Genomic DNA, 21,774 nt, shown 5'->3' with positions numbered 1-21,774 from the left:
TGACACCACTCGAACACCCGTCCCGATCCTGTCAATCGGGACCGACGCTCGCTACGCCGTGCCGGTTGCGGGCTCCAGGTCCCGCTGTCGGACCAGGATCAGCGCGAGCCCCGCCGTGCCGAGCGCAAGTGCCGCCACCCCGTACATCACCCCTGCGGCCCCCGCCGCGTACGCGTGATCGATCGCCGCCGTCACCGCCTCCCCGCCCCGGGCCGGCGTCAACTCCCGCACCCGGTCCGCGTCCCCGTCCCGAGCCGCGGCCACGATCCGCTCGCGCACCGCGTCCGGGACACCCGCCCGATCGCCGACCACCGTGTCGAACCGGGCCGCGAACAGCACGCCCAGCACCGCGATCCCCACCGCCGCGCCGATCGGGAACAACCCGTTTGCCGTCCCGGACGCCATCCCGGCCCGCTCCGCGGGCACCGTGTTGACCGCGATCGACATCACCGGACTGGACGCGATCCCGCTGCCGACGCCCCACACCAGCAGTCCCGGCAGCAGCGCCGGCCACGACGCGTCGGGGGAGAAGCTCAGTCCCATCAGCAGCGCGCCGAGCGCGAGGATCGTGAACCCGGCCGCGATGATGTGCGCGGCCGCGAAGCGCTTCTGGAGTCGGCCGGCGACCAGGCCCATGCACAGTTGCGGGACGAAGATCGGCAGCAGGAGCAGGCCCGAGTCCAGCGGCGACATGCCGAGCGCGCCCTGGAAGTAGAGCAGGAAGTACACCGACGAGCCGACCGTCACGAACCGGGACAGGAACGAGATCGTCACCGCGCCCACGAACGTCGGGATCCCGAACAGCGCCAGATCCAGCATCGGCGCCGCCACCCGCCGCTCGATGCCGACGAACAGCGCGATCAGCAGCGCCGTGCAGGCGAACTGCCCGAGCGTCAGCGGGCTCGTCCAGCCCTGCTCGTCGCCGCGCGTGACGGTCAGGTTCAGCAGCCCCCACATGGCCACGAGCGTCGCCGCCCCCACCCAGTCGATCCGCCCGGCCACCGGCGCGGGCCGGTCCCGGGGCAGCTTGGCGGCGGCCAGCGCGAACGCGGTGACCCCGATCGGCACGTTCACCAGGAACATCCAGCGCCAGCTCGCGACGTCCACGAGCAGGCCGCCGAGCAGCGGCGCCACCGCCGCGCACGCGCCGAGCGTCGAACCCCACGTGGCGATGGCCATGTTGCGCCGTTGGCCCTCGTACGCCTGCGCGATCAACGGCAGCCCGGTCGCGAGCAGCATCGCCGCGCCGATGCCCTGGACGCCGCGGAACGCGTCCAGGACGAGGACGTCGGGAGCGAGCCCGCACGCGAGCGAGGACAGCGTGAACAGCGCGATGCCGCCCAGGAAGACCGGCCGGCGGCCGACTCGGTCGGACACGCTGCCGGCCGTCTGCAGGAACGCGCCGAAGGTCAACGAGTAGGCCACGATCACCCATTGCAGGCCGGCCAGTGAGCCGTTCAGGTCGTCCTGGATCCGCGGCAGCCCGACCGACACCATCGTGATGTCCACGACGAGCAGTACCGAGGCCACGGTCACCAGGATCAGGACCAGCCGCGAGCCGTCGGCCGAGCCGGCCGAGCCGGCCGGTCCCGCCGAACTCGCTGTTCTCGCACGTGCGTCTGCCACGTCGCCACCTCTGGGAATCGAAGGAAGGCCAGGAAGAGGCCAGAAAGAGGCCAGGGGAAGGAAGTAAGGCTTGCCTAACTCATCTTGTCGAGCGGTAGGGCTTAAAGTCAACAGATGTGAAGTTCAAGCCGATGGTCGACCCTGGCAGGCTGGTTCGCAGACCTTCCACGAACAGGAGTCCCACCCGTGCACCTGCCGAACGCCGAAACCCTCGCCTGGCTGCGGGATGCTGTCGGCGACGCCGCGATCGCACCCATGGGCGTCGGCGCCAATCGGCTGTACAGCGTCGGCGACCTCGTTCTGCGGGTGTTCCACGACGCCGACCGACTCGCGAGCGACCCGTGGTACCGGCCGGAGAACGAGGCCCGCGTGCTGCGGCTGCTCGCCGAAACGCCGGTCCCCGCGCCCGAGTTGATCGCCGTCCGGCTGGACGACCCGGAGCCGGCGCTGCTGACCACGCGCGTACCCGGCACGCCCGAGCCGCCGGCCGACCCCGCGGTACTGCTGGGCCGCGCCGCCGAGCTGCTCGCGGCCATTCACGCGGTGGACCCGACCGGTGCCGGGTTGGGGGAGTACGCGCCCTACTACGACCCCGCCGTGGATGGCGCGCGCACGATGCCCACGTGGACGACGCGACCACACGTCTGGCAGCGGATGTTCACCGCGCTGGCCGGCGAACCCCCGTACGCGGCACCGGGCCTGATCCACCGTGACTTCCACGCCGAGCAACTCCTGTGGCTCGGCGAGGACATCGGCGGCATCGTCGACTGGACCACCGGGTGCGTCGGACCGCGTGGCATCGACCTCGCGCGCGTCCGGCTCAACCTCGCGCTGACGCACGGCGTTGCGGTCGCCGAGGACTTCCTGCCCGCGTACGCGAAGGCGTCCGGGCGGACCGGCGACCATCACCCCTACTGGGACCTGCTCGACGCCGGCGACGCGCTCCTCGACTGGCCGGAGCCGGAGGGCCGCGAGGAGATCGTCGAGTGGCAGCGATTCGAGGCGTGGGTGGGGCGCGCGGTACGGATGTTGCCCAAGGGCTGAGCTGGAACGGGACCGGGCGCGCGGACGGGACCGGGCGCGTGAAAGGGCCCGCCTGCGGACCGCACCGGGGCTGCGGACCGCACCGGGCATGCGAAAGGGGCGGTCGACCGAAGTCGACCGCCCCTTCGCCTGGTTGCCGTCGGTCGGGTCAGCTCACCGGTTGCTTCTCGTGCTTGTCGGCGTTCGTGTTCGTGTTCGCGCGGGCGTCGGTGCCGGCGTCCGCGCCCTTCGCGTCCGTGCCCCTCGTGTCCGTGTCCGGCGTGCTCGTCGCCTCTTCGCGGGCCGCCTGCGTGCGGGCCCGGTTCGGCAGGATCAGGCCGACCAGGATCGTGCCGACGGCCAGTACGATGCCGCCGATCAGGCTCGTGTGCGCGACCGCCTGCGTGAACGCGTGGTCGGCGGCTTGGATCAGTGCCTGCGCCTGCTGCGGACCCGCGACGTGGCCCACCTGTTCGGCCGCCGCGAGGGCTCCGCCGATCGAGTCCTTGGCGACGTCCATCGCCTCCGGCGGCAGCTTGCCGCCGACGGCCTTGGTCAGCTCCGACTCGTACGAGGTGGCCAGCACCGAGCCCAGGATCGCGATGCCCAGCGCGCCGCCCAGTTCCACCGCGGTGTCGTTGACGCCGCCGCCCGCGCCCAGTTCGTTCTCCGGGAACGAGCCCATGATCGCCTCCGTGCACGGCGACACGCTCAGCCCGATCGCGACGCCGAGCAGGATCAGCGGCGCGAGGAAGTCGCCGTAGCCCGAGCCGTCCTGGATCCGGGTCATCAGCAGCACGCCGATCGTGCCCAGCGCCATGCCGGTGGTCACGGTGACCCGCATCCCCAGTCGCGGGGTGAGCCGTCCGGTCGCGACCGCGCCCAAGCACACCGCGCCGGCCAGCGGCAGCAGCCGTACGCCGGTCTCCAGGGCGGTGAACCCGAGCACGAACTGGAGGTGCTGGGTCAGGAAGTAGATCGCGCCGAAGGTGCCCAGGAAGAACAGCAGCACCGCGAGCATCGATCCGGAGAACACCCGCTCACCGAACTTGCGCAGGTTGAAGATCGGGCGCGGGTGCCGCAGTTCCCACGCGACGAACGAGCCCAGGCCGACCACGAACACCACGAGCGCGGTCACCGGGCCGGTGCCCCAGCCGAAGTGCGGGCCTTCGATGATCGCGTACACCAGCGAACCGAGGGTCGCGATCGACAGCGCGCCGCCGACCAGGTCGAGCCGGCCGTAGTCGTGCGCCTTCGACGGCGGGATCACGAACAGCGCGGCCACCACGGCGATCAGCGCGATCGGCACGTTGATCAGGAACGTCGAACCCCACGCGTGGCTCTCCAGGAGCCAACCCGCGATCAGTGGGCCGAGCGCGATCGCCAGACCCGACGTCGCGGTCCACGCGGTGATCGCCTTGGCCCGCTCGCTCCGGGGGAAGGTCGCGACCAGGAGGGAGAGGGTCGCGGGCATGATCACCGCGGCGCCGACGCCCATCACCGCGCGGGCGACGATCACGCCCGACGTGGAGTCGACCAGCGAGCCCGCGATCGAGCCGGCGGCGAAGATCACCAGGCCCGTGATCAGCGCGCCGCGTCGGCTGTACTTGTCGCCGATCGCGCCGAGGATCAGCATCAGCGCGGCGTACGGGACGGTGTAGGCGTCGATCACCCATTGCAGGTCGCGACTGGACAGGCCCAGGTCGCGGGTCATGTCGGGGGCCGCGACGATCAGCGACGTGTTGGCCATCACGATGATCAGCAGGCTCAAGCAGAGCACGCCCAGAGCCCACCAGCGGCGTGAGTACGGCCGGTCCATCCGGTCGACCGGCGTGGTGGCGAGTACGGACATCGGTACGCCCTTCGAGACAGGCGGCCGGCGCAGCCGCGCGCTATTTGCACAACGCTGTGCAACTTAGTTTATTGCACACGACTGTGCAAACATGGAGAGCGAAGTGTGCTCAAAAGGGATGATTCGCGAGGTGTCGGTGTCATCGGCGGAGTCGGTGCGGCATCGGTGCGGTATTTGTGCGGTATCTCTGACAGGCTCCAGGTCACCCCAGGAAGGAACGCGCGATGCAGACGAAGCAGGGTGCCCCCGGCGCCGCGTCCGGCGACGCCGACGGTGGGACCGCCGCGATCGCGCCGGGCGTCGCGCCCGTGCGCCGGCGCAACGCGCAGTCCAACCGTGAGCGCATCCTCGCCGTCGCCCGGACCGAGCTGATCCGCGACGCGGACGCCTCGATGGACGACATCGCGCGTGCGGCCGGCGTCGTGCGGCGCACGGTGTACGGGCACTTCCCCAGCCGCGAGGCGCTGGTCGCGGGGCTGGCCGAGGAGGCGAGCGGCGAGATGCTCGCCGCCGTACAGAGCGCCTGCCGGGAGGGGGACACGGCCGAGGAGGCGGTGGCCCGGTTCGACCTGGCCGCGTGGCGCACCGGCGACCGCTATCGCCTGCTGATCAGCTTCGCCCAGCGCAACCTGGGCGACGGCGGAATCCCCGCGATGTTGGCGCCCGTTCGGGACCACTCGACCATGCTGATCGCCGCGGGGCAGCGCGCGGGGGTCTTCGCCGACCACCTGCCGGCGCCGGTGCTCGCGATCGCGCTGGAGGGCATGTGCGTGGCGCTGCTCCAGGCGATCAACGTCGGCGTCGAGGTGACCGCGGCCGACCAGGCGGTGGCGGCGCTGGTCGCGCTGGGCGTGCCCGCCGACCGGGCCGCCGAGGTCGTCGAGCGGGTCCTCGCGACGCCCTGAATGGGCGGGGCGTTCTCGACCAGGTTGTCGTCCCAGCAGATCAGATCCGGGTCGGGCGACGTGCGTACGTGACAACTTCCTCGGCGTCGTTCGGGACGTCACCCGGCGCCGGTAGTGCCGAATCAGGCAACGCCAAGTGCCGGAGTACGGACGGGGGATGGTCGTCGTCGGCGGGTGGGTTCCGCTCCAGGCGGCCGAGCGCGCGCCGAGCACGGTGATCACCGCGGCGACGTGCACGTCCTTGCGGGTGTCGACGCCGAGGAGGACCCCTCGGATCGCTGTGCCGCCCCGGGCTATCCGGATACCTCGCCGGGCGTCGGGGTGACGCCGAGCTGCTGAAGGAAGCCGAGGAGATCCTTGTCCGACCACTTCTCGGCGAGCCTGCCGTTCTCGCGGGCTCGGGACGCGGGCTGGGGCTCGATCGGCGAGGTGGGGCTCAACTGCGCAGGTAGGAGGCGCCGTTGAGGTCGAGGATCGTGCCGGAGGCCCACAGGGCGTCCGGCGAGGCGGCCCACAGGACGGCCGCGGCGATCTCGGCGGGGGCGGCGACGCGGCCGAACGGGCTCTGGGCTCGGATCGCGTCGCCCTCGGGGCCGGTCAGGCGGTGGGAGACGCGGTCGGTGTCGATGAACCCGGGGGCCACCGAGGCGACCGCGATGCCGTGGGGTGCGAGGGCCACGGCCAGGGATTGGCCCAGGGCGTGGACGGCGGCCTTGGTCGCGCCGTACGCCGGGTGGTCCGGCTCGCCGCGGAACGCGCCGCGCGAACCGATGTTGACGATCCGTCCGCCGGCGCCCCCGGCGATCATCCGGGTCGCGGCGAGGTGGCTGAGGTTGGCGGTACCGAGCAGGTTGACCGCGGTGTGGTCGCGCCACGCCGTCACCCACGTGGCGTAGTCGGTGTCGGCGGGCGGGTGCGGGGTGTTGACGGCGGCGTTGTTGACCAGGACGTCGATGCCGCCCAGGTCCTCGGCGACCCGATCGACCAGCCGCTCGGCCGCCGCGGGGTCGGCGATGTCCGCGCCGACCAGGATGTGCCCGTCCCCGGCCAAGGCCGCGAGCGTCGCCTCGGCCTCGTCCCGCCGCGACCCGTAGTGCACGGCCACCCGATCGCCGTTGGCGGCGAACGCCTGGGCCAACGCCCGCCCGAGGCCACGCGACGCCCCGCTGACGAGCACACGTCGACCGGTGACGGGGAAGACCGGGAAGGCGGGCGCGGACTTGCTCATGGCATCCTTTTCGGCGGGACCGGGTGGTCCGCAGGAGTCTAGGCCGTGTCTTCAATCCCCTGCCGAGCACCACGACGGCCGGCACGAAGGGCGTCCATGGTCGGTGTGTGAAGACCTGGCTTGGACGCCCTTCCGACCGCCCTCTCCGTTCATCCGGACGACGACCGGCCCGTCGCCGGCACCGCATCGAGTGGATAACCCCGTGCTCTCGGCCGCACGTCGACGCATACTCGGAGGTCCATCCACCACCGACCCAGAGGTGCTCCGTGTCCGTGCCGGCACCGCCCGACGCGCCCGACAGCCGGCCCGACGGCATACGCCGTACCCCGCTGTCCGCGCTTTTCGACCCCGCCGAACTCGCCGCCGAGGTCGCGGCCGGACGCGTACGGCGCAGGCGCGAACGGTGGTGGCTTCCCAGGTCGATCTACGACTACCGGACCAAGTGCCTGACGGAGGACCACTGGACACCGGTCACCACACGCACGCGCGGCCTCGTCGTCGACGACACCACCGGGGACGTCCTCGCCGCCGGGTTCCCGAAGTTCTTCGACCACGACCGGCACCGGGCCGGCTCACCGTTCGCGCCGGCACTGCCCCGGCACGAGCCCTTCGAGGTGTACGACAAGCTCGACGGCTACCTGATCAACGTCTACCACCACGCCGGCGCCTGGCGGGTCACCGGCCGCGGCTCGTTCAAAGGCGAGCAGGCCGACTGCGCCGGCGGGTGGCTCGCACGGCGCGACACCGCGGCACTGCGCCCCGGCACGACCTACCTGGCCGAACTGGTCGGCGGAGAGCACCGGATCGTGGTCGACCACGGAGCGCGATCCGAACTCGTCCTGCTCGGCGCGTACGGCCCCGACCTCGTCGAAGTGCCGCTCGCCGAGTGCGCGGACGCGTGGCGCGCCATGGGCGGCTCGGTCGTCCCGGTCCGTCCCGCCGATCAGGCGCCGCCGCTCGCCGAACTGATCCGGCTCGCCCGAAACGACCTCGACCTGGACGGGAATCCGGTCTCCGGCACCGAACGGGAGGGCTGGGTGGTGCGTTTCGCCTCCGGCTTGCGCGTGAAGGTCAAGCTCGCCGACCACCTGCGGGTACGCGCCCTGCTCGGGCGGGCCGACAATTTCGGCGTCTGGCAGGTGCTCGCCGCCGGGCGGGATCCGGCGCTGGTGTTCGAGCGGATACCCGAGGAGTACCGCGCCCACGTCCTCCGGCTCGTGGCGGCGAAGCGGCGCGGGCACGCCTGGTGGACCGCGCGGGCGGAGGCGGTGTTCGCGGAGGTGCTGGCGGTGGCCGGACCGACGCCCGACCGCGCGGACTTCGCGCGGTGTGCCGCCGCGCACCCGGAGTTCGACCGGTTCAAGGCCATGCTCTTCCTGCTGTTCGACGGCCGATCGATCGACGCGTGGGCGTGGCGGGAGACGCGCCCCCTGTTTCGTTGATGGGCATTGGGTCGGTGGTCGTAGGCGGTCAGGGATCGTTTGATGGTTGCGCCGGTTTGCCGGTTGTGCCGGATGGCGGCGTTGAGGGCGAGGACGCGTTGGCTGACGCGGGCTCAGAGCCCGTCGGTGGTGCGGGCGTTGTGGCGTTCGACGCGGAGTTGGTGTCGGGGCGCGCTGGTGGGGGTGAACGCGGGTGCCTCGTCGGCCGGTTGCGTCGGCGGCGGTGGGGTCAGTCCTTGCCGGGGAGGGCGGCGCGGGCCGCGGCGGTCCAGTGCGGTGCGTGCGCCTTCCGGGCGACGGCGAGCGCGTGCCGGTGGTGCGCCCGCGCCTCTCCGGGCCGACCCAGCGCGGCGCAGAGGTCGCCCAGATAGCGGGCGACCGGGCCGAGTGTGAGGATCCCGCTGCCCGCGCCCGCCAGTTCGCCGGCGGCGGGCAGCAGTGCGGCGTGCGCCCGCTCCATCAGGGGCCGGTCGCCGACCGCGATGGCGGCGACCGCCGCCAGGCAGGTGCGGGCCTCGTGGAGCAGGTCGCCGGGCGCGTCGGGGATGTGTCGGGCCGCCGCCCGCGCCTCGTCGTGACGCCCGGCCGCGAGCAGCTCCAGGGGGCGGGCCCAGGGCTCGTACGGGCCGAAGTCGGTGCCGGGGACCGGCTCGGCGGGCCGGCCGTCCTGGACGCGCAGGCACAGCAGGGCCAGGGGGAGCAGGCCCTCCTCGAGGCCGCGCATGCCGGTTCCGGGCAGGCGGGCGGCCAGGGCGCGGTACGCGGTCTCCGCCTGCTCGGGTCGGTCGGCGGCGGTCAGGCGCAGCGCCGCGTACCCGTCGGTGAAGACGTCGACCAGCGGTAGCTCGTAGCGCTCGGCGAGGCGGAGCGCGGCGCTCGCGTGCTCGTCGGCCGCGTCGAAGTCGGCGAGCGCGGCGCGGGCCTGGAGCAGGATCAGCCGGCCGAGCACCTCGAAGGCCAACAGCCCGTGCCGTTCGGCGAGTTCCAGCAGCTCCGTGCCGATCCCGGCCCGCCGCCGGGCGAGTCCGGCGTGCTCGAAGGCGTGCAGGAAACGGCCGTTGAGGGCGAACGCGAGCAGGGCCGGGTCGTCGAGTCGGCGGGCGATGGCGGTCGCCTCGCGCGCGCTCTTGCGGCCCAGTTCGCCGGCGCCGCCGCGGAGTTCCACGGCGAGGGTGCCCAGCAGTCGGGCCCGCGTTTCGGCCGCGCCGCGCGGCAGCGCGGCCAGGGTGCGCTCGGTCACCTCGACGACCTGGCGGGCCAGCGCCTCGTCGTCGTTGCGGGTCCAGATCGCGGGGACGTCGAACGCGCCGATCACCTTGGCGGTGAGCGCCTGGTCATCCAGCTCCGCGGCGGCCGTGATGGCCTGCGCCCGGTATCGCCGGGCGCTCGCCAGATCGCCGGAGACCGCGAGCGCGCGCACCATGCCCATGACCGACGCGAGCCGGGTCCGCGCGTCGCCGGCACCGGAATGGTCCTGGGCCTCGACGGCCGCCCGCCACAGCCGCGCCGCCTCGTGCGGGGCGAACCGCCGCTCGGCCTGTTCCGCGGCGGCCTGGGCATAGTGGACGGCCCGCGCGGCGGTCGCCGGGCTCTCGGCGCGCAGGAAGTGGTGGGCGAGCGCGTCGAGGCGGTCGGGCCGCAGCTGTTCGAGGGCCTCGGCGACGGCGGCGTGTCGGCGCGCGCGGCGCGGACGGGGCAGGTCGTCGTACAGGGTGTCGCGCACCAGGGCGTGCGCGAACCGCACCCGCTCCGGCCCCGCGTCAAGCAGGAATCCGCTGCGCGACGCGGACTCGACCGCGTCGAGCGTGCGTTCCTCGTGGCCGGTGACGGCGACCAGGAGGTCCACGTCCACGTCGAGGCCCAGCACCGCCGCGAGGTGCAGGACGTCGCGGGTCGGCTTCGGCAGCGTGGTCAGGCGGTGGCGGATGACGTCGCGGACTCCGGCCGGGATGCCCGACAGCGCGCTGTCGGCTTCGGTGTCGGTGTCGGTGGCGCTGCCGGTGCCGGTGCCGGTGGCGCTGCCGCTGCCGCTGCCGCGGCCGGTGCCGAGCAGCCGGGCCAGCTCCCGGACGAAGAACGGGTTGCCCGCCGTGCGCCGGTGGATCGCGCGGGCGGTCGGGCCGTCCACGTCGCGCCCGGCGGTGGCGCGTACGAGTTCGCGCACCTGCGCCTCGGGCAGCCCCTCCAGATGGACCCGGGCCGGTTCGGCGCGGGCCCAGCGGCCCAGGGCGGGGGCGAGCGCGGGGGAGATCTCGGTGGTCCGGTAGGTGCCCAGGATCAGCACCGGCCCCGCGGTGGGGCGGCCGGCGAGCGCGGTCAGCAGGTCCAGGGTCTGCTCGCCGGCCCAGTGCAGGTCGTCCAGTACCAGCAGGACCGGGCCGGCCGCGGCCACCGTGGACAGATAGGGGCCGAACGCCTGATGCATGCGGAACCGGGCGGCGGCCGGCTCGGCGGGCGGTCGGGCCGCGTCGAGGTCGGTGAACGCCGGGTCGGGCGGGTGTCCCGCCGCCGTGAGCGCGGCGACGATCTCGGTCCACGGCCAGGCGGCGGGCGCGCCGGCGTACTCCGGGCTGCGGCCCCACGCCGTCGTCCAGCCCCGGTCCGCCAGCCGTCGGGTCAGCGCCTCGGCCAGCGCGCTCTTGCCCGCGCCGGCGTCACCGGAGATCAGCGCGAGCCCGAGCCGGTGCTGTGACACGGCCGACGCGGCGGCCGATTCGAGCCGGGCGAGCTCGTCCGTGCGGCCGATGAACAACGGGCCGGGGCGCGGGCCGCGGGCGCGGTCGGCGGGTGGGCGGCGGCTGCTGCGGTGGGGGCCTCGGCCGGGCGCAGGGCCAGGTGCGGCGCCTGATTGAGGATGTCGGCCTCCAGACGGCGCAGATCGGGCCCCGCGTCCAAGCCCAGCTCGGCGGCGAGGGCTTGGCGGGCTCGGCGCAGCACGGCCAGCGCGTCCGTCTGCCGGCCCGTTCGGTACAGGGCCAGGCTCAGCAGCCCCCACGCGTCCTCGCGCCACGGGTGCACGCCGACGTGGGCCTCCAGGTCCGGCACCGTCTCCGCGGCGTGGCCCAGCGCCAGTGCGGCCCGGGCGTGCCGTTCCACGGCGAGCAGCCGCAACTCGTCCAGGCGGGCGATCTCGCCGCGGGCCCACGGCTGATCGGCGAACTCCGCGTACGCGGGGCCCCGCCACAGGTCCAGCGCCTCCGCCGCCCGGGACCGCGCCGCCGCCGGATCGCCGGCGTCGAGCAGCCTGCCGGCTTCGCGTACCGCCTCCTCGAAGCGCCAGGCGTCCACCGCGTGCGCGGGCAGCCGCAGCGCGTATCCGGGGCCGGCCGTCACCAGCACCTCGGCGGGGGAGCGCGGCGCCCGGTCGGGCTCGACGGCCCGACGCAGCGACGACACGAAGGTGCGGACGGTGGCGACGGCGCTCGCCGGCGGGTCGTCCCACAGGTCGTCGACGAGCCGCCGGACCGGAACGACCCGGCCCCGGGCGATCAGCAGCAGGGCCAGGACGGCGCGATGCCGGGGGCCCTTGAGATCCACCGGCCCGTCCGGGTGTTCGGCCACCACCGGGCCGAGCACGGCGAACTGCACCGACGACGTCACAGCACACCTCCTCGGGGTCGTCCCAACCTATCCCGAGAGGCGGTGACCGCCCTGCTCAGAGGGGGTGCGGCGCGGTGGGCGGCGGCACTCATCGGCTGCTGATCGATTGCTCATCCGGGCCCGGCAGGCTCGTGCCGCAATCGACTCGTACGAAGGACACACACTCATGACTGCCAAGATCCCCGGCTTCGACTACCGGCGCGTCACGGTCGCCGTCGGCGTGGCGCTGAACGCCGCCGTGGGCGGTTCGGGCAGCCCGGTCGTGCTGCTGCACGGCTTTCCGCAGACCCACCTGATGTGGCGGCACGTCGCCGCGGACTTGGCGGCGGACCACACCGTGATCTGTCCCGACCTGCGCGGCTACGGCGACAGCGACAAGCCGGTCGACCACGACGGGCGGACCTACGCCAAGCGCGCGATGGCGGCCGACGTCGTCGAACTCGCCCGGGCCCTCGGCCACGAGCGCTTTGCGCTGGCCGGGCACGACCGCGGCGCCCTGGTCGCGATCCGGGCCGGGCTCGACCACCCCGACGCGGTGACCCGGCTCGCGTTGCTCGACGTGCTGCCGACGCTGGACACGTGGGACGTGTTGCGCGGCACCTCGGCCGCCGTGGCGTTCCACCTCTACCTGATGGCGCAACCGGTCGGGCTGCCCGAGCAACTGATCGCCGGCGCCCCGGACGCCTTCTTCGGGTACTTCCTGGACATGTGGACCAACGACCCCGCGGCGATCCCCGACGATGTCCGCGCCGCGTATCTCCGTGCGTCCCGGGAGGCGATCCCCTCGATCGTGGCCGACTACAGGGCGTCGGCCACGATCGACGTGGAACACGACACGGCGGACCGGCAGTCCGGCAACCGGCTGCGGATGCCGGTGGCCGTCCTCCAACAGGACTGGGGCAGCGCCCTCGGCTTCGATGCCGCCGCCAGATGGCGAGCCTGGGCTCCCGACCTACGCCACACCACGGTCTCCTGCGGCCACTTCATGGCCGAGGAGTCCCCCGCTCAAGTAACCGAGGCCCTGCGCGACCTGTTCGCCGAGTGAACCGCGCGTGCCCGGCGCTCGGTGCCTACCGGTCACGGCCACGGCCACGGCCACGGGCACAGGTGCAGGTGCAAGTGCGGGCGAACCTCTCGGCGAGGGCCGGACCCGCTGGTCCGATCGGCCGCGACCCCGGCGCCGCCCGCGCCGGCCCCCGCACGCGCCACCGACCCGAAGGAGCCGACCCGGTCCGGTCCTCGGCGCCGATCCGAGCGCCGATGGTCGTCGTCGCGCCGTTCCGTCGGTCAAACTCCGTCGCCGGTCGGTGCGGCGATTTCCTTCGTCATGAATACGCGGCTGGTGCCCGGCGGATCGCAGGGGACCTCTCCCAGGTCTTTCCACCCTTGTTTCCGGTAGAAGCCAGGGGCCTGGAAGGTGATCGTGTAGAGCACGGCCGCACGGCAGCCGCGGGCGCGAGCCTCTTGCTCGGCCTGTCGAAGGATTTCGCCGCCCAGCCCGCTGCCGCGCAGTTCGGGCGGCAGGAAGAAGAGGTCGACGAAGAACAGCCCGAGCGAGGTGCGCCCGGTGAGTCCGCCGATCACCTGGTGCGTCCGGGGATCACGGACGAGGACCGCGAGCGGTTGCCGGTCGTCGATTCCCGTGTTCCGGATGTTGAACCGGTCCAGGGCGTCGGAGATCAGGGCGATGTCCGCGGGCTTCGGGGCATCGGTGACAACGAGGTCCGCCCGGGGTTCGGGACGCGGCGGCGCGCCGACGGTCGGGTCGGATTCGGGCATGGTTCCTCCGATGCGGTAGCGGGGGCGGCGCGGCATCCCCGTGCAGGTACGGGCGTGTTCCGCGCGCTCGGCGACGTTAAGGCGTGGACACTTCGACGGACGCCGAACCGAGATCGGTGACAATCGGGGGATGGACGCTCAGCGCGCAGGTCGTGACGTGGGGGTGGACCTGGCGGGCGTGGCGCGGCTGATGGCCGATGGGACCCGGGCCGCCTTCTGTCTGGCACTGCTGGACGGCCGGGCGTGGACGGCGACCGAGCTCGCACGTCATGCCGGTGTCGCGCCCTCGACCGCGACCACGCACCTGAATCTGCTCGTGCGCGGCGGGCTCCTGGTCGAGGAGCGGCACGGACGTCACCGGTACCTGCGGGTGGCCGACATCAGGGTGGTGGAGCTGATGGAGAGCCTCGCCGCGCTGGCCCCGTACAAGGCCGCGTCACCGCGTTCGTTGTCCGCCTCGGGCCGTCAGCAGGCACTCGCCCGCGCGCGTCTGTGTTACGACCACCTGGCCGGAGCGGTCTCGCTGGCGATCACCGACGCGATGGTCGAGCGCGGGCTGCTGCGCTGGGGGCCCGAGCCGGAGCTGACCGGCGATGGCGCGGCCTGGCTGGCCGGGGTCGGCATCACCCTGCCGAGCGGCTCGCGCCGGCCGCTGGTGCGTGCGTGCCTGGACTGGACCGAGCGCCGCCCCCACCTGGCCGGCGCCGTGGGTGCCGCCCTGTGCGGTCACGCACTCACCGTCGGCTGGATCACGCGCATCGGCACGACACGCGCGCTCGCCGTGACCGACACCGGTCGGCATGCACTACACGACCACCTCGGCCTGCCGCCGGCCGGTCTCTGATCACCTGCCCGGTCTCTGATCACCCGGCAGATCTCTGATCACCCGGCCGGTCTCTGATCACCCGGCCGATCTCCGATCACAAGGAACGGCGCCGACGGAACGACCGCACGACCGGTGCGCGCCCCGCGCCGCCGTCAGTGGCTGCCCGCGAGTTCGCCGCTGAGGGTGTCGTGGATCCGCGCGGAGTGCTTGTTGAGGCCGACGATCTCGACGCTCTTGTCGTAGCGCGCGTACTTGGTGGTGATCGCGTCCAGGGTGGCCACGGTGGAGGCGTCCCAGATGTGCGCACGGGAGAGGTCGATGATCACGTGGGCCGGGTCGTTCGCGTAGTCGAAGCGGTGAACCAGGTCGTTGCTGGACGCGAAGAACATCTCGCCCGTGACCAGGTAGGTCACGCTCGCGTCGTCGGCGGCGCGGGTCGAGCTGACGTCGGTCAGGTGGGCGACCCGGCGGGCGAAGATCACCATCGCCTGACGCCCGCCGGGACGGCGTGACGGCATGACGGCATGAAACGGGACCCTGGGGAGGCCGGCCTTCCCAGGGTCCCGTGCGAGTGCGGGACGCGCGTTATGCGGGTTCCACCCTGGACAGCAGTGCGCCCGTGTCGGTGCCGGAGGGCAGGGTTCCGAACGCGTGGCCGCCCTCGCGCGCCAACCGGGTCGCGCAGAACGCGTCGGCCGCCGGGCTCGCGTAGCGCACCAGGAGCGAGCCCTGGAGCACCACCGCCATCGACTCGACGATCCGCCGGGCCCGGAACTCCGCGTCGCTCGGATCGGCCAGGTCCTTGCGCAGCTCCGCGACCGCCGCGTCCAGGCGCGGGTCCGCTCCGGCGGCGCCGTCGACCTCGGCGAAGTACGCGTCCACGCAGGCCGGTTCGCGGGCCATGGCGCGCAGCGCGTCGAGCGCGGCGACGTTGCCCGAGCCCTCCCAGATCGACACCAGCGGCGCCTCGCGGTAGAGCCGGGGCATCCCCGACTCCTCGACGTAGCCGTTGCCGCCCAGGCATTCGAGTGCCTCGGCCGCGTGCATGGGTCCGCGCTTGCACACCCAATACTTCGACACCGCGACCGCGATCCGTCGGAACGCCCCCTCGTCCGCGTCCCCGCTCAGCGCCCGATCGGCCGCGCCCGCCAGCCGCATGGCGACGGTGGTCGCGGCCTCCGACTCGACCACCAGGTCGGCCAGCACGTTGCGCATCAGCGGCTGGTCGATCAGCGCGGCGCCGAACGCCCGCCGGTGCCGTGCATGGTGGGCCGCCCGGACTGCGCCGACCCGCATTCCGCAGGCCGCGCCGATCACGCAGTCGAGCCGGGTCGCGTTGACCATGGTGACGATCGTGCGCACCCCATGGCCCTCGGCGCCGACCAGGCGGGCGTACGCGCCCTCGTACTCGATCTCCGCCGACGCGTTGGACCGGTTGCCGAGCTTGTCCTTGAGCCGCATCAGGTGGAACGCGTTGCGGGTGCCGTCGGGGAGCACCCTCGGGACCAGGAAGCAGGACAGTCCGCCGGGAGCCTGGGCCAGGGTCAGGAACAGATCGGACATCGGCGCGGACGTGAACCACTTGTGGCCGGTCAGCCGGTACGACCCGTCCGCCGACCGCACCGCGCGCGTGGTGTTGGTGCGGACGTCGGAGCCGCCCTGCTTCTCGGTCATCGACATGCCCGCCAGCAGGCCGCGCTTGCCGGTCGGCTCGCGCAGTCCGTAGTCGTACTCGCGCGACGCGAGCAACGGCTCGTACACCTCGGCCAGTTCCGGCTCGACCCGGAGCGCCGGCACCGACGCGTACGTCATCGAGATCGGGCACATGTGGCCCGCCTCGACCTGGCTCCACGCGTACAGCCTCGCCGCCCGCGCGACGTGCGCGCCCGCCCGGTCCTCGCGCCACGGGCTCGCGTGCAGGCCGTGGGCGACCGCGACCGCCATCAGTTCGTGCCAGGCCGGATGGAATTCGACCTCGTCGATCCGGTGGCCGTAGCGATCGTGGCTGCGCAGGACCGGCTCGTGCTCGTTGGCGAGCCTGCCCCACTCCTGGGCCTGCTCGCTGCCCGCGAGCAGCCCGAGGTCGCGGACCTCGGGCTCGGCCCACCCCGCCCCCTCGCGGTGCAGCGCCTCGATCAGCGCGGGATCGGCGGCGGTGTCGCGGGCGGTCGGGGTCGGGACCTGGTTGGTGACCTCGTGCGTCGACATGTCCAGCAGTCAAGCAGCGCTACGCGTCGGTAACAAGAGCGGACGGGCCTGGTCGGCACGTGTCGCACCGAGTCGGCTCGGCGGGGCAGGGCGAGTCGAGCCGGCGATTTGCTGGATTCTGTCAAGTTAATCTGGCATGGTGCGCGCATGCCTCACGACACCCCCGTCGCCTTCGTCACCGGCGCCAGTCGCGGTATCGGCCGCTGCGGAGCCCTCGCCCTCGCCCGCGCCGGCTACGACGTGGTCCTGACCGCCCGCACGGTGCGCGAAGGCGAGGGGCGCGGTGGCCCCACCTCCTCCACCGCGGAGCCGACGCAGTTCACGATCCCCGGCAGCCTGGAGACCACCGCGCGCGAGATCGAGGCCCTGGGCCGGCGCGCGCTGCCGATCCGGATGGACCTGATGGACCGGCAATCGGTCACCGACGCGTGCGAGACCGGCCTGGCCGCCTGGGGTCGGGTCGACCTGCTCTTCAACAACGCCATCCACCAGGGCCCCGGCGCGATGGACCGTTTCCTCGACCTGCCGATCGAGGCCGCGCACAACCTCCTCATCGGCAACTACCTGCACCAACTCGTGTTGATCCAGCACCTGTTGCCGCACCTGCTCGAACACCCGCGCAGCCACGTCGTCAACATGACCTCCGGCTCGGCCCGACTCAACCCGCCCGGGCCGGCCGGCGCCGGCGGTTGGGGCGTCGCCTACGCCGCGTCCAAGGCCGCCTTCGGCCGGGTCGCGGGCGTCCTGCACGCCGAGTACCGCGACCGCGGACTGCGCGCGTTCAACGTCGACCCAGGCTTCGTCCTCACCGAGTCGCAGAAGGCCCGCGGTTCCAGCGGCCACCTCCAAGCCAACTTCACCGCCGCCGGCCCGGACATCCCCGGCGACATCGTCGGTTGGCTCGCCACCGCCGACGAAGCCGACGCCCACGCAGGCGAAACGGTCTTCGCCCAACGCATCTGGAAGCAACTACACGCGGCCGACCCGGCAGTCGGGCCGGCGAACGGCTGAGGAGACGCTCAATCCGAGCGGGCACTCAATCCGAGCGGACACTCAATTCGAGCGGGGCCTGAGCAGGTCCTCGACGAGGGTGTCCACCAGGCCGCGGGGGATGCTCGAACCCGTCAGGGCGCAGTAGACGATCGGGCCGACAAGAGCGTCCATCGTGGCATCGGGGCCGAGTTCGGGCGAGACCTCGCCGGCGTCGATCGCGCGCGTGAGCATGTCGCGTTCTTGGTCACGGCGGGGGCCGAGATAGCGCTTGTGAAAGCTCGTTGCCGTGTTGGGGTTGTGCTGCGCCTCGGCGATGAGCGCGAGCAGGACCTTACCTGCGGGGTCGTGGGTGAGGAATCGCGCGAAGCCGCGTAGGTAGCCACGGATGCTCTCTGCCGTGGGCTGCTCCGTCGGGATGGGAAGGCGTTTGTCGCTGTCTTCGATGAGCGTGTCGAGGAGGATCTCGACCTTCGAGGGCCACCAGCGGTAGATCGTCTGCTTGGCGACGCCGGCACGACGCGCGATCGCCTCGACGGTCAGGGCGCCGAAGCCGTGCTCGACGAGCAGATCGTCCGCGGCATGGAGCACGGCCAGACGTGCCTCCTCGTCGCGCCGGCTGCCGGAGTGCGGCCTGCGGGGCTGAGAGCTCGTGGCGGGCATGCGAAACACAATACCCGTCGGCAGCCTCGTGATTTAGTCTAGACGCAACGCCTCGTCTAGACTAAATCTCACCGCTGCGAAGGAGTGAATGTGTCTGCCACGTCCAACCGTCAAGCTCTCGTCATCGGCGCCTCTCGAGGGTTGGGGCTCGTCCTCGCCAACGAACTCGCCCGACGCGGCTGGTGCGTCATCGCCACGACCCGCCGGGGCGGCGGCGAACTGCAAGCGAATGCCGATGCCTGGAACGGACGGCTGAAGGTCGAATCGTTGGAGATGACAAGCCCCGAACAGATAGCCGCTCTGCGCGAGCGCCTGGAAGGTTGTCGACTCGATCTGCTCTTCGTCAACGCCGCAATCGACCGAGGCAACCTGCCGATCGACGAGGTCCCGACCGACATGTTCACCGAGGTGATGATCACCAACGCGTTGAGCCCGCTGCGCGCCCTCGAGGCCCTCCGCACACTCGTCGCGCCCGGCGGAACCGTCGCGGTCATGTCCTCCGACCAGGGCAGCATCTCGCGAAACACCGAGGACGGCTACGAGCTCTACAAGGCCAGCAAGGCCGCGCTCAACCAACTGATGCGCAGTTACGCCACCCGCCACGCCGGCGACGGACAGACCAAGCTGCTCATCGACCCCGGCCACAATCAGACCCAACTCGGCGGACCCGACGCGCCATTCACCCCCCAGGAGAGCATCCCGGCCGTCGTCGACGTCCTCGAAGCGCAGTCCGGCGCCCCCGGCCTGCAGTTCCTGGATCGCCACGGCGAGACGGTCCCGTGGTAGCGCCCAGGCCCCACTGGTGAACTCGCGTAATCAGGCGAGGTCGCGGTCGTCCTGGACGCCCTCTGGTTCGTCAACGGCTCCCCAACGCCGTCCTCCTGCACGCTCACCTGTCCGACGCGCCCTGACCCACCGCCGGATGTGATCCGGGCCACACCGTGTCACAAGTTCCCTCCGCCCGGCGCCTTGTGTGCGAAACCCCGAGCGAATGGAGCAGAGACCATGACGAAGCACAACAGCGGCCGGACCGAAGTCATCGTGATCGGCGGCGGATACGCCGGAGTCCTCGCGGCCAACCGCCTGACCAGCCGCGACGACGTGGCCGTGACCCTCGTCAACCCGCGCCCGACCTTCGTCGAGCGCCTGCGTCTGCACCAGCTGGTGGCGGGGTCCGACGACGCGGTCGTCGACTACAAGGACGTCCTGAGCGAACGCGTCGAGCTCGTGGTCGACACCGCGACCGGGATCGACCGGGAGGCGCGCACCGTCTCGCTGGCCGACGGCGGCACCGTCGGGTACGACCACCTGATCTACGCGGTGGGCAGCCGCAGCGGCGCGCCGAAGGTGCTCGGCGCGGACAGGTTCGCCTACCCGATCGCGACCCTGGAGGAAGCTGAGCGGCTGCGCCAGGCCGTGGCCGCCGCGCCCGCCACCGCGGCGCTGACGGTCGTCGGCGGTGGCGCCACCGGCATCGAGACCGCGGCCGAGCTCGCCGAGGCGGGCCGTACCGTCACCCTCGTCTGCGGAGGACAGCTGGGCCCCTACCTCCACCCGAACGGCCGCCGCTTCGTCGCCAAACGGCTGGCGGCCCTCGGCGTGACCGTCCTCGAAGGCCCCGACACCAAGGCGGCGTCCGTGACGGCCGACGCCGTGCGCCTCGCCGACGGCCGCGAGGTGCGCGGCCACCTGACCATCTGGGCCGCCGGCTTCGGCGTTCCCGACCTGGCCGCCCGCAGCGGCCTCAGCACCGACGAGACGGGCCGCCTCCTCACCGACGAGACCCTGACCAGCATCGACGACGACCGCATCGTCGCCGCCGGGGACGCGGCCGCGCCCTCGGGCCTCGCTTACCGGATGGGATGCCAGTCCGCCGTCCAGCTCGGCCCGCACGCCGCCGACGCCGTGCTCCGCCGGATCGAGGGCGGGCGGCCCGAAGCCATCAGCATCGCCTTCGCAGGGCTGTGCGTCAGCCTCGGCCGCGGCGCCGGCATCTTCCAGTTCGCGCGCAAGGACGACACCGCCATCCGGTTCCACGTCGGCGGCCGCCCGGGCGCACGCCTGAAGGAGTTCGTCGTCTCCCACACCGTCAAGCAACTCGCCGACGAGGCGCACAAGCCCGGCGCACGCGTCCTGAAGGCCAAGGACGACGCCCGGCAGCAGCGCGTACAGGCCGCGGGCGCGAGCCGGCCCGCGCACGTGTCGTAGCCCCATCGAGCGGGCGGCCCAGGCGCGCCGCCCGCTCGCCCATGCCCGAACCCCCTGGGGCGGACCGCCATGAAAGGAATGGAAGGATTCGAGGATGCGAGACCACGCCGCGGACCCGGCGACCGATGCCTTCGTCGCCCACCGCAACCTGCTCTTCACCGTCGCCTACGAGATCCTCGGCTCGGCGGCCGACGCCGAGGACGTCCTGCAGGAGACCTGGCTGCGCTGGGCCGAGGTCGATCTGGCGCAGGTCCGCGACCAGCGCGCGTACCTCGTCCGCGTCACGACCCGGCGGGCGCTCGACCGGCTGCGGGCCCTGCGGCGCCGCAAGGAGACCTACGTCGGCCCGTGGCTGCCCGAGCCGCTGCTCACCTCGCCGGACGTCGCCGAGAACGTCGAGCTCGCCGAGAGCCTGTCCATGGCCGTGATGCTCGTCCTGGAGACCCTCTCGCCCACCGAGCGGGCCGTGTTCGTCCTGCGCGAGGTCTTCGACGTCGGCTACGACGAGATCGCGGAGGCGGTCGGCAAGACCCCCGCCGCGGTCCGCCAGATCGCCCACCGCTCCCGCAAGCACGTCGACGCCCGCCGCCCTCGCCAAGTGGTCTCCCCGCGCCAGGCCCAGGCCGCCCTCGCGTCGTTCCAGCACGCCGTGGAGACCGGCGACATGCAGGGCGTGCTCGACGTGCTCGCCCCCGACGTCGTCCTGATCAGCGACGGCGGCGGTGTCCGTAGCGCCGCGCTACGGCCCGTCATGGGCCTCGCGAAGGTGGTCCGCCTCCTCCTGGTCGGCCTCGGCGACAAGGAGGGCTCGCTCACCAGCGAGTCCACCACCGTCAACGGCGATCCGGCGCTCCTCCTGCGCGTCGACGGCGAGATCGACAGCGTCATGACGATCCGCGTCGAGGACGGCCTCGTCACCGGCATCTACTTCGTCCGCAACCCCGCCAAGCTCACCCACATCGCCGCCGCCACACCGCTCACCCTGAACTGACACCGGAACAGCCGCGGCCCCGCCCCGAGAAAGGAACGGGAGCCGCGGCCGGCGGTGGGAGGCCGTCGCCGAGGACACGTTGCACGGTCTGGGCAAGACCGTCCTCGACGGCATCGATCTGCGCATCCCGGGCCGGGTCCGTGTTCGCGCTGCTCGGGCCGAACGGCGCCGGCAAGACCACCGTCGTGGACATCCTGTCCACCCTCATCACCGCCGACTCCGGCGACCTGCACGTCGGCGGCCACGACCTGGCCGCCGACCCGCGGGCGGTGCGGGCCGCGATCGGCGTCACCGGGCAGTTCTCCGCCGTCGACGGCCTGATCACCGGCGAGGAGAACATGCTCCTCATGGCGGACCTGCACCTCGTTGTGCCGGGCGAGATTCCCGCGTTGTCGAGCCGGGGGCGGATAGCCTCCGGGGGACACTCCACCCC

Annotated in this window: 18 protein-coding genes and 2 pseudogenes; 10 read left to right on the top strand and 10 right to left on the bottom strand. The window is 72.7% G+C overall.

The window, feature by feature from the left end; translation table 11 throughout:
- Positions 1 to 51: 51 nt before the first annotated feature.
- The gene (locus OG928_RS02300; RefSeq protein ID WP_406278372.1) at positions 52 to 1,626 is read right to left on the bottom strand and encodes an MFS transporter; all 1,575 of its coding nucleotides are present in this window, start codon (positions 1,624 to 1,626) and stop codon (positions 52 to 54) included.
- Positions 1,627 to 1,812: 186 nt separating this feature from the next.
- Between OG928_RS02300 and OG928_RS02295 the strand changes: the two genes are divergently transcribed.
- Positions 1,813 to 2,670: a phosphotransferase family protein gene (locus OG928_RS02295; RefSeq protein ID WP_406278369.1), complete on the top strand. Its 858-nt coding sequence runs from the start codon at positions 1,813 to 1,815 to the stop codon at positions 2,668 to 2,670.
- Between the two features lie 148 nt (positions 2,671 to 2,818).
- Here OG928_RS02295 and OG928_RS02290 read toward each other — a convergent pair whose 3' ends face one another.
- A complete protein-coding gene (locus OG928_RS02290) occupies positions 2,819 to 4,501 on the bottom strand; it encodes an MFS transporter (protein WP_406278366.1) in 1,683 nt (560 codons plus the stop codon).
- A gap of 224 nt (positions 4,502 to 4,725) precedes the next feature.
- Between OG928_RS02290 and OG928_RS02285 the strand changes: the two genes are divergently transcribed.
- Positions 4,726 to 5,406, top strand: coding sequence for a TetR/AcrR family transcriptional regulator (locus OG928_RS02285; RefSeq protein ID WP_406278363.1), 681 nt, complete (start codon positions 4,726 to 4,728; stop codon positions 5,404 to 5,406).
- A gap of 293 nt (positions 5,407 to 5,699) precedes the next feature.
- Here OG928_RS02285 and OG928_RS02280 read toward each other — a convergent pair whose 3' ends face one another.
- On the bottom strand, positions 5,700 to 5,846 hold the full coding sequence (locus tag OG928_RS02280) for a hypothetical protein (RefSeq protein ID WP_406278360.1): 147 nt from the start codon (positions 5,844 to 5,846) through the stop codon (positions 5,700 to 5,702).
- Entirely contained in the window at positions 5,843 to 6,634 is a 792-nt protein-coding gene (locus tag OG928_RS02275) for an SDR family NAD(P)-dependent oxidoreductase (protein WP_406278357.1), read from the bottom strand. Before OG928_RS02275 ends, OG928_RS02280 begins: the two co-directional genes overlap by 4 nt.
- Before the next feature lie 266 nt (positions 6,635 to 6,900).
- On the opposite strand from OG928_RS02275, the gene OG928_RS02270 reads away from it, so the two are divergent.
- Complete coding sequence (locus OG928_RS02270) at positions 6,901 to 8,076, top strand: RNA ligase (RefSeq protein ID WP_406278354.1); 1,176 nt, start codon at positions 6,901 to 6,903, stop codon at positions 8,074 to 8,076.
- A gap of 229 nt (positions 8,077 to 8,305) precedes the next feature.
- Here OG928_RS02270 and OG928_RS02265 read toward each other — a convergent pair whose 3' ends face one another.
- Positions 8,306 to 10,828 carry an ATP-binding protein gene (locus OG928_RS02265; RefSeq protein WP_406278351.1) on the bottom strand — a complete coding sequence of 841 codons (2,523 nt, stop codon included), beginning with the start codon at positions 10,826 to 10,828 and terminating at the stop codon, positions 8,306 to 8,308.
- The gene (locus OG928_RS02260; protein ID WP_406278348.1) at positions 10,741 to 11,676 is read right to left on the bottom strand and encodes a BTAD domain-containing putative transcriptional regulator; all 936 of its coding nucleotides are present in this window, start codon (positions 11,674 to 11,676) and stop codon (positions 10,741 to 10,743) included. Before OG928_RS02260 ends, OG928_RS02265 begins: the two co-directional genes overlap by 88 nt.
- Before the next feature lie 166 nt (positions 11,677 to 11,842).
- Here OG928_RS02260 and OG928_RS02255 point away from each other — a divergent pair, with 166 nt between their 5' ends.
- Positions 11,843 to 12,721, top strand: coding sequence for an alpha/beta fold hydrolase (locus tag OG928_RS02255; RefSeq protein WP_406278345.1), 879 nt, complete (start codon positions 11,843 to 11,845; stop codon positions 12,719 to 12,721).
- Between the two features lie 242 nt (positions 12,722 to 12,963).
- Here OG928_RS02255 and OG928_RS02250 read toward each other — a convergent pair whose 3' ends face one another.
- On the bottom strand, positions 12,964 to 13,455 hold the full coding sequence (locus OG928_RS02250; protein ID WP_406278342.1) for a GNAT family N-acetyltransferase: 492 nt from the start codon (positions 13,453 to 13,455) through the stop codon (positions 12,964 to 12,966).
- A gap of 130 nt (positions 13,456 to 13,585) precedes the next feature.
- On the opposite strand from OG928_RS02250, the gene OG928_RS02245 reads away from it, so the two are divergent.
- Positions 13,586 to 14,299 (top strand): ArsR/SmtB family transcription factor, encoded by a 714-nt coding sequence (locus tag OG928_RS02245; protein ID WP_406278339.1) that lies wholly within the window; start codon positions 13,586 to 13,588, stop codon positions 14,297 to 14,299.
- Between the two features lie 134 nt (positions 14,300 to 14,433).
- On the opposite strand, the pseudogene OG928_RS02240 reads toward OG928_RS02245, so the two are convergent.
- Positions 14,434 to 14,781 (bottom strand): annotated as a pseudogene (locus tag OG928_RS02240) (STAS domain-containing protein); the annotation flags it as partial.
- An 85-nt stretch (positions 14,782 to 14,866) separates the two neighbouring features.
- Complete coding sequence (locus OG928_RS02235; protein ID WP_406278336.1) at positions 14,867 to 16,489, bottom strand: acyl-CoA dehydrogenase family protein; 1,623 nt, start codon at positions 16,487 to 16,489, stop codon at positions 14,867 to 14,869.
- A gap of 147 nt (positions 16,490 to 16,636) precedes the next feature.
- On the opposite strand from OG928_RS02235, the gene OG928_RS02230 reads away from it, so the two are divergent.
- Positions 16,637 to 17,500, top strand: coding sequence for an SDR family NAD(P)-dependent oxidoreductase (locus tag OG928_RS02230; RefSeq protein ID WP_406278333.1), 864 nt, complete (start codon positions 16,637 to 16,639; stop codon positions 17,498 to 17,500).
- A gap of 42 nt (positions 17,501 to 17,542) precedes the next feature.
- Here the strand turns inward: OG928_RS02230 and OG928_RS02225 are convergent, their stop codons facing one another.
- Positions 17,543 to 18,142: a TetR/AcrR family transcriptional regulator gene (locus OG928_RS02225; RefSeq protein WP_406278330.1), complete on the bottom strand. Its 600-nt coding sequence runs from the start codon at positions 18,140 to 18,142 to the stop codon at positions 17,543 to 17,545.
- Between the two features lie 90 nt (positions 18,143 to 18,232).
- Here OG928_RS02225 and OG928_RS02220 point away from each other — a divergent pair, with 90 nt between their 5' ends.
- The 4 genes and pseudogenes from OG928_RS02220 to OG928_RS02205 all read left to right on the top strand — a co-directional run.
- Positions 18,233 to 18,928: an SDR family NAD(P)-dependent oxidoreductase gene (locus tag OG928_RS02220; RefSeq protein ID WP_406278328.1), complete on the top strand. Its 696-nt coding sequence runs from the start codon at positions 18,233 to 18,235 to the stop codon at positions 18,926 to 18,928.
- Positions 18,929 to 19,147: 219 nt separating this feature from the next.
- A complete protein-coding gene (locus tag OG928_RS02215) occupies positions 19,148 to 20,350 on the top strand; it encodes an NAD(P)/FAD-dependent oxidoreductase (protein WP_406278326.1) in 1,203 nt (400 codons plus the stop codon).
- A gap of 94 nt (positions 20,351 to 20,444) precedes the next feature.
- Complete coding sequence (locus OG928_RS02210) at positions 20,445 to 21,341, top strand: RNA polymerase sigma-70 factor (RefSeq protein ID WP_406278324.1); 897 nt, start codon at positions 20,445 to 20,447, stop codon at positions 21,339 to 21,341.
- Positions 21,338 to 21,703: pseudogene (locus OG928_RS02205) on the top strand (ATP-binding cassette domain-containing protein); the annotation flags it as partial. The gene OG928_RS02210 and the pseudogene OG928_RS02205, both read left to right, overlap by 4 nt.
- Between the last annotated feature and the right edge of the window lie 71 nt (positions 21,704 to 21,774).

The organism is Embleya sp. NBC_00896 (assembly GCF_045207785.1).
Classification (GTDB): domain Bacteria; phylum Actinomycetota; class Actinomycetes; order Streptomycetales; family Streptomycetaceae; genus Embleya.
This window is presented reverse-complemented; position numbering and strand designations above follow the sequence as displayed.

Excerpts from the sequence above, each read along its gene's own strand:
- OG928_RS02290 (WP_406278366.1), bottom strand. The coding sequence starts at position 4,501 with ATGTCCGTACTCGCCACCACGCCGGTCGACCGGATGGACCGGCCGTAC.
- OG928_RS02285 (WP_406278363.1), top strand. The coding sequence starts at position 4,726 with ATGCAGACGAAGCAGGGTGCCCCCGGCGCCGCGTCCGGCGACGCCGAC.
- OG928_RS02275 (WP_406278357.1), bottom strand. The coding sequence starts at position 6,634 with ATGAGCAAGTCCGCGCCCGCCTTCCCGGTCTTCCCCGTCACCGGTCGA.
- OG928_RS02255 (WP_406278345.1), top strand. The coding sequence starts at position 11,843 with ATGACTGCCAAGATCCCCGGCTTCGACTACCGGCGCGTCACGGTCGCC.
- OG928_RS02250 (WP_406278342.1), bottom strand. The coding sequence starts at position 13,455 with ATGCCCGAATCCGACCCGACCGTCGGCGCGCCGCCGCGTCCCGAACCC.
- OG928_RS02245 (WP_406278339.1), top strand. The coding sequence starts at position 13,586 with ATGGACGCTCAGCGCGCAGGTCGTGACGTGGGGGTGGACCTGGCGGGC.
- OG928_RS02235 (WP_406278336.1), bottom strand. The coding sequence starts at position 16,489 with ATGTCGACGCACGAGGTCACCAACCAGGTCCCGACCCCGACCGCCCGC.
- OG928_RS02230 (WP_406278333.1), top strand. The coding sequence starts at position 16,637 with ATGCCTCACGACACCCCCGTCGCCTTCGTCACCGGCGCCAGTCGCGGT.
- OG928_RS02225 (WP_406278330.1), bottom strand. The coding sequence starts at position 18,142 with ATGCCCGCCACGAGCTCTCAGCCCCGCAGGCCGCACTCCGGCAGCCGG.
- OG928_RS02215 (WP_406278326.1), top strand. The coding sequence starts at position 19,148 with ATGACGAAGCACAACAGCGGCCGGACCGAAGTCATCGTGATCGGCGGC.
- OG928_RS02210 (WP_406278324.1), top strand. The coding sequence starts at position 20,445 with ATGCGAGACCACGCCGCGGACCCGGCGACCGATGCCTTCGTCGCCCAC.